The following is a 6,150-nucleotide window of genomic DNA, read 5'->3' on the forward strand; positions in this document are numbered from 1 at the left end:
CGGCGGCCCGGAGGCCGCCGCGCGGGCGCCGGATCAGATCTCGACGACGGCCGCGGCCGGTGTGCTCTGGGCGGCCGGCACCAGCACGGTGACCGACTCGAGGTGGTGCGTGTCCGGGTAGAGGTCGAACACGCGGGCGCGCTCCACCTCGTAGCCGCCGTCGCGCAGCCACGCCAGGTCGCGGGCGAACGAGGCGGGGTCGCACGAGACGTACACGATGCGGCCCGGCTCGAGCGCGAGGATGCGCTCGATCGCCCGCCGCCCCGCGCCGGCCCGCGGCGGGTCCAGGACGACGGTGTCCAGCGCGGCACCGCCGAGGCCGCCGTCGGCCACGGGGCGCTCGGGGTACTTCAGCCAGCTGCCGAGCACCTTGTCCGTGGGGCCGTTGAGCACTGAGGCCTGCGGCTGGTCGTGCAGGTTGCGGCGGGCGTCCTTCGAGGCCTGGCGGGAGGCCTCCACCGAGTACACGCGGCCCTCGGGGCCCACGGCGTCCGCCAGGTAGGCGCTGAACAGGCCGGCGCCGCCATAGAGGTCGGCCACGACCTGGCCCGGCTCGACGCGCGCGTCCTCGAGCACCGCGTCCACGAGGGTGGCCGGGGCGTGCTGGTGGACCTGCCAGAAGCCGTCGCCCGTGACGCGGAAGCGCTTGGTGCCGCCGCGCTCGGACTCCACGGTCTCCTCGACCCAGGTCTTGCCGGTGATGCGCTCGACCTTGACCGGCTGGAACCGCTTCGGGCCGGGCAGGGCCAGGCCGGTGGAGACGTCCACGTCGCACGCGTTGGCCGCCTGGCGGATCCGGGTGCGCAGCCGGCCGAGCTTGACCTCGTCTGCCCGCGTCTGCGGGGTGGGCGTCACCAGCACGAGGGGGCGGGAGCCGGAGGCCGGCGTCGCGACGTCCACGCGGGCGGCTCCGGTGAAGTCCCAGTCCCACAGGGCGAGCGCATCGAGGGCCGGCACGCCGAGCGGCATGTTGCGCACGGGCAGGAGGGTCGCCGAACGGTAGGCGTGCATCGCGATGTGCCCCTGGGGGGTCACCGCGAACGCGTTGCGGGTGCGCCAGCGCTGGCCGGTGGGCTCATCTTCGGAGCCGGCGAAGCACACCTCCGGCTCCACCGCGAGGTCGGCGATGCGGTGCACCGTGTCCCGGAAGACCTGGGCCTTGAGCCGGCGCTGGTGCGGGACCACGATGTGGCCGAACTCGGCGCCGCCCACGGGCGGGCGGCCCGAGGCGTGGGCGCGCAGCATGTCTGCGAGCTTCCACTGGTGGATGCGCCGGAACTCAGAGGGCCGCAGCACCTCCACGACGTCGCCGCGCCAGAAGCGGGCCCCGTCCTCGGCCTCGGTCAGGGCCACCCGGACCTTCTCGCCGGGCACGGCGTGGCGCACGAAGACGACCCGCCCCTCGTGCCGGGCCACGCAGTGGCCGCCGTGGGCCATGGCCCCGACCTCCACCTCGATGGTCCTCCCGATCCCGGTGACGTCTGTGGACGTGTCGACGACTGCCATGTCTGGCTCCTCTCGCATCGCAGCGCGCTTCAGGTCTTGCCCTGAGCATCGACTGGTCAGATCATCACCATCCTTGCAGACCGATGCGGCTGTGTCGCCTCGATCGTGGGCGCGCCGTCGGACGGCGTCATCCGCCGTTCGCCGGGGCGCCGGGGCGGTCAGGAGCCCTGGCCCTCGTGAACCTGCCACGGCACCGAGCCCACCATCACGCCCGGCTCCCGCTGCAGCCGCCGCGTCTGACGGGTGGCGGTCCGGTTGTGCAGGAGCGTGCGCCAGCCCGGCCGCACCACGTACTCCGGGATGAACACCATGGTCAGGTCCCGCGGGGAGCGGCGTCGGTGCTCGCGCACATGCCGCACCAGGGGGGCCACCGTGTCGCGGTAGGGCGAGGCGATCACGGTGAGCGACATCGGCAGGCCGGCACGCTCCCAGGCGTCGATCACCTCCAGGGTGGCGGCGCGCTCGGCGTCCACGACGACGGCCTCGAGGGAGGACGGCCGCGACGCGCGGGCGTAGGCCAGCGCCCGCAGCGCCGGCCGGTCCAGCGTGGTCACGACGACCACCACGTGGACCCGCGAGGGCAGGGCCCGCGCGTCGTCCTGGGGGTCCGGTGCGAGCTCGCGGTCCACGTCCGCGTAGTGGCGGCGGATCCGCCCCATCACCAGCGAGCCGAGCACGATCGCCAGCAGCGCCACCCACGCCCCCTGCGTGAAGCGGGTGACCAGGACGACGACCCCCGCCAGCGCCGTGACCACCCAGGCCACCGCCGTGATGATCAGGCGCAGCCGGACGGCCGCGCGGGCCCGGGAGCCCGGTGTGTGCACGAGCCGGCGGCGCCACAGCCGCAGCATGCCGGCCTGCGCGAGCGTGAAGGCCAGCAGCACGCCGATGACGTAGAGCTGCACGAGCAGGGCGGTCCGGGCCTCGAAGAGCACCACGAGCGAGAGGGCCACGGCTCCCATCCCGAGGACGCTCCACGTGTGCACCAGCCGGTCGCTGCGGACCCTCAGCTGCCGGGGCAGGTAGCCGTCCTCGGCCACGCGCGCGGCCAGGGCGGGGAACGAGCGGAACGCCGACTTGGCCGCGAACAGCAGGAGCAGGGCGGTGGCCGCGATGGTGGCGACGGACAGGATGCTGCCCGGGCCGTACACGGTGTCCGCGAGCTGGGCGAGCACGGGGGCGGGGGCGCGGTCGGGCGTGACCTCGGCACCCGCGGCGTCCCGGAGGTTCTCCAGCTCCAGCCCGACGACGACGCCGGTGCGCTGGGCCAGGTGCATGACGCCCACGGTCAGCGCGCCGAGGGTGAGGGCCATCACGGTGAGCACCCACCGCACCGTGGGCACGGCCGGCCGGGCCATCAGGCGGGTGCTCGAGACCGGCACCTCGACGCCGGTGAGCAGCACGGATCCCGCGCTGAACGCGCGCAGGGCGAGCAGCGCCGTCGCCACGGTGCCGACGGTCCCGCCGACCCCGACGCCCTCCTGCGTCCACCCGGCCGTCGGCGCCGCGCCGAGCAGCCCACGGCCCTCCTGCCACAGGCCCGCCAGGACGAGCAGCGCGGTCAGGGCGACGAACACGCTCACGAGCACGGGCAGCACCCACCGAGACAGCCGCACCCCGCGGAGCGCGGCCAGCAGCACGCCCACGAGCGCGGCCGAGGCCACCAGCACACGGCTGCCGACGGTGAGTCCGGGGGCCAGCGCCGCCACGAAGTGGGCGAACGCGGCCACGGAGACCGCGGCGGTGAACACGAAGTCCAGCAGGAGTGCGGCCGAGGCGACGACGCCGGCCCTCGGGCCCAGCTTCGTGCCGGCCATGTGGTAGATGCCGCCGTGCGGAACGGCGGCGACCGCGGCGCGGAAGGACACGACGATGAGCAGCATCACCGCGACGACGGCCCAGCCGACGGCGGGTCCGAGCGCGAGCGCGGACGTGCCGGCGGCGACCAGGGTGAGGATGACCTCGTCCGGGGCGTAGGCGAGGGAGGACAGGGCGTTCGACGAGGTCACGGGCAGCGCCCGCCACCGGTTCATGCGGGGCTCGTCGGCGGCGTGCGACGTGACGGGGCGACCGAGGAGGCCGCGGCGCAGGAGGGAGGACAGCGTGGCCACCGCACCACGGTACCCCCGCCGGGCCCGGGCGCCGCGGCGACGCGGATGCTCCCGGACGTGCCCGCCGGATGCGAGGATGGAGCGCGCGTCGGCTCCCCGGCGCACGGAGCACCGCACGAGAGGCAGGGACGGGCATGGCCCACTACGTGATCGTCGGCGGCGGACGGGTGGGCACCCGGCTGGCGGCCGCGCTGGACGCGGCCGGTCACGGCGTCGCCCTCGTGGACCGCGACCCGCGGACCGTGGAGGGGCTGGCTCCCGGCTTCTCCGGCGAGCTCGTGGCCGGCGTGGGCTTCGACCGCTCCGCACTGCTCGCCGCCGGCATCGACCGCGCGCAGGGCCTGGCGGCCGTGACGGCGGACGACAACACGAACATCATCGCCGCCCGCGTGGCCCGCGAGACCTTCCACGTGGACCACGTGGTGGCGCGCATCTACGACGCCGACCGGGCCCGGCTGTACCAGCGCCTCGGCATCCCCACGGTCGCCTCGATCCAGTGGACGGCCGACCAGGTGCTGCGCCGGCTGCTGCCGGCCGGCACCGCCGACGCGGAGCACCGTGACGCCTCCGGCCGGCTGCTCGTGACCGAGCTGGTCCCCCACTCCTCGTGGTGGGGCCGTCGGCTGACCGACGTCGAGTCCTCGGTGGGGATGCGCATCGCCTACCTCACCCGGCTCGGCGACGGCCAGCTGCCCCGGTCGGGCGACCGCCTGCAGGAGGGCGACGTGCTGCACGCCGTCTACCCGGTGGACCGCCGGGACCAGGTGGAGGCCGCCCTGCAGGGCGAGGCACGCGTGCCGGACGGCACGGACGAGGACGAGGAGGGACGGGCATGAGGGCCGTCATCGCCGGAGCCGGCGCCGTGGGCGCCTCCATCGCGCGGGAGCTGCACGCGCACGGCCACGAGGTGGTCGTCGTCGAGGCGCGCACGGACGCGGCCCGCAAGGCCGACGTCGGCGGCGCCCGCCTCGTCCTCGGGGATGCGTGCGACCTGGCCGTGCTCGAGCAGTGCGGCGCCCTGGAGGCGGACGTGCTCGTCGCGGCGACCGGCGACGACCGGGTCAACCTCGTGTGCTCCCTGCTGAGCCGCTCGGAGTTCGGGGTCGGCCGCACCGTGGCCCGCGTCAACAACCCGCTCAACGACTGGCTCTTCGACGAGTCGTGGGGCGTGGACGTGGCCGTGTCCACCCCCTCGATCATGACGGCGCTCGTGGAGGAGGCCGTGGAGACCGGGGACCTCGTGCGCCTGCTCAGACTGGAGGCCGGCGGCGCGGCGCTGTCCGAGTTCCGGGTCCCGGCGGAGCACTGGCTCGAGGGCCGGCGCATCGGCACCGTGTCCTGGCCGCAGGAGGCTCCGCTCGTGGCGGTCGTGCGCGACGGCGCCCCCCGGCAGGCGTCGGCGGACGAGGTCCTGGAGGTGGGCGACGAGCTCTTCTTCCTGGCCGCCGGCTCCGCCGAGCCGGCCCTGCGTCGCCTCCTCGTCGGCGAGGGCCGCGCTCAGGGACGCTCGGAGGCGGCGGAGTCTGCCGGCACGCCGTCGTCCTGACCGGGCGAGCTGACGGACCAGGCGAGCCAGAGCCCCAGGGCATAGAGCGGCAGGCCCATCACCAGGCGGGCCACCCCGAGCGCGGTGACGGCGTCCCCGAGGTAGAGGGGCACCTGCACCGCCAGGCGCAGCGCGAACACGGCCACGAGGATCCAGGTGGCCGCGGCGTAGGCGCGGCGCCGACGCCGGTGGGCCCGCCAGCGGGTGCCCTCGGCGCGCACGAGGCCGAGCACCAGGCCCGCCGCGGGCCAGCCCACGAGGACGGACACCGCGAACGCGAGGCCGTAGGCGGCGTTGGTGACGAAGCCCCACAGGTAGTAGTCGCGGGCCTGGCCGGTGGTCAGGGAGACCACGACGGACAGGACGACGACGGCGAGGCCGGCCAGCACCTGGACCGGCGACTGGCGCTGGACGAGGCGCGCGACGCCCAGCACGAGTGCGACCGCGACGGCCGCCACGCCGGAGGGCCACACCTGCTGGGTGGCGACGTAGCCGACCATGTAGACGAGGGTGGGCAGGGAGGCCTCGACGATGCCGCGCCAGCCACCGACGCTGCCCAGCGCGTCGAGGCGGCCGCGCTCGTCCAGGCGGGCTCGAGACGGCAGGGGGCCGGCCCCGTCCGGGGCGGCGGTGACGGGGCCACGCGGCTCGGTCATGGGCTCTCCTCTCGGGGCCGTGCTCAGCGCGTGGCCTCGGGCGCGTCGACCAGGTCGAACTCGGGGTTGTGCAGGGTGGGCACGCCGTCCATCTGGGTGACGCGGCCGCGGACCGTCAGCCACTCCCCCGGCATGACACCGGGCACGCGGCGCCGCCCGTGCCAGACCAGCTGCAGCGTCTCCGCGGGCGCCATGCTCCCGGGCGCGGGCAGGCGGTCGGCCAAGACCGCGCGGAAGACGGTCGCCTCGTCCGCGCCGGGCAGTGTGACGGAGGCGATGACGCCGCGGCGCTCGATGCGGCCCGCGGCGCCGGTCGGGCGGGCTGCGACGG

Annotated in this window: 6 protein-coding genes; 2 read left to right on the top strand and 4 right to left on the bottom strand. The window is 75.6% G+C overall.

Annotated features, from left to right (window positions below; genetic code table 11):
- Positions 1 to 33 precede the first annotated feature (33 nt).
- Positions 34 to 1,506, bottom strand: coding sequence for a class I SAM-dependent RNA methyltransferase (locus tag HMPREF3105_RS12105; RefSeq protein WP_070709838.1), 1,473 nt, complete (start codon positions 1,504 to 1,506; stop codon positions 34 to 36).
- Positions 1,507 to 1,664: 158 nt separating this feature from the next.
- The gene (locus HMPREF3105_RS12110; RefSeq protein WP_070709840.1) at positions 1,665 to 3,617 is read right to left on the bottom strand and encodes an APC family permease; all 1,953 of its coding nucleotides are present in this window, start codon (positions 3,615 to 3,617) and stop codon (positions 1,665 to 1,667) included.
- 134 nt (positions 3,618 to 3,751) lie between these two features.
- Between HMPREF3105_RS12110 and HMPREF3105_RS12115 the strand changes: the two genes are divergently transcribed.
- Together HMPREF3105_RS12115 and HMPREF3105_RS12120 are read left to right on the top strand one after the other, a co-directional pair.
- The gene (locus HMPREF3105_RS12115) at positions 3,752 to 4,453 is read left to right on the top strand and encodes a potassium channel family protein (protein WP_070709841.1); all 702 of its coding nucleotides are present in this window, start codon (positions 3,752 to 3,754) and stop codon (positions 4,451 to 4,453) included.
- Positions 4,450 to 5,163 carry a potassium channel family protein gene (locus HMPREF3105_RS12120; protein ID WP_083325345.1) on the top strand — a complete coding sequence of 238 codons (714 nt, stop codon included), beginning with the start codon at positions 4,450 to 4,452 and terminating at the stop codon, positions 5,161 to 5,163. The genes HMPREF3105_RS12115 and HMPREF3105_RS12120 overlap by 4 nt, the downstream gene beginning before the upstream one ends.
- Here the strand turns inward: HMPREF3105_RS12120 and HMPREF3105_RS12125 are convergent.
- Positions 5,115 to 5,819, bottom strand: a complete 705-nt coding sequence (locus HMPREF3105_RS12125) for a DUF3159 domain-containing protein (RefSeq protein WP_020625079.1) — start codon at positions 5,817 to 5,819, stop codon at positions 5,115 to 5,117. The genes HMPREF3105_RS12120 and HMPREF3105_RS12125 overlap by 49 nt on opposite strands.
- A 23-nt stretch (positions 5,820 to 5,842) precedes the next feature.
- The coding region (locus HMPREF3105_RS12130; protein WP_070709843.1) for a single stranded DNA-binding domain-containing protein at positions 5,843 to 6,150 on the bottom strand (308 nt) is incomplete at its 5' end.

Source organism: Micrococcus sp. HMSC31B01, assembly GCF_001816085.1.
Taxonomy (GTDB): domain Bacteria; phylum Actinomycetota; class Actinomycetes; order Actinomycetales; family Micrococcaceae; genus Micrococcus; species Micrococcus luteus.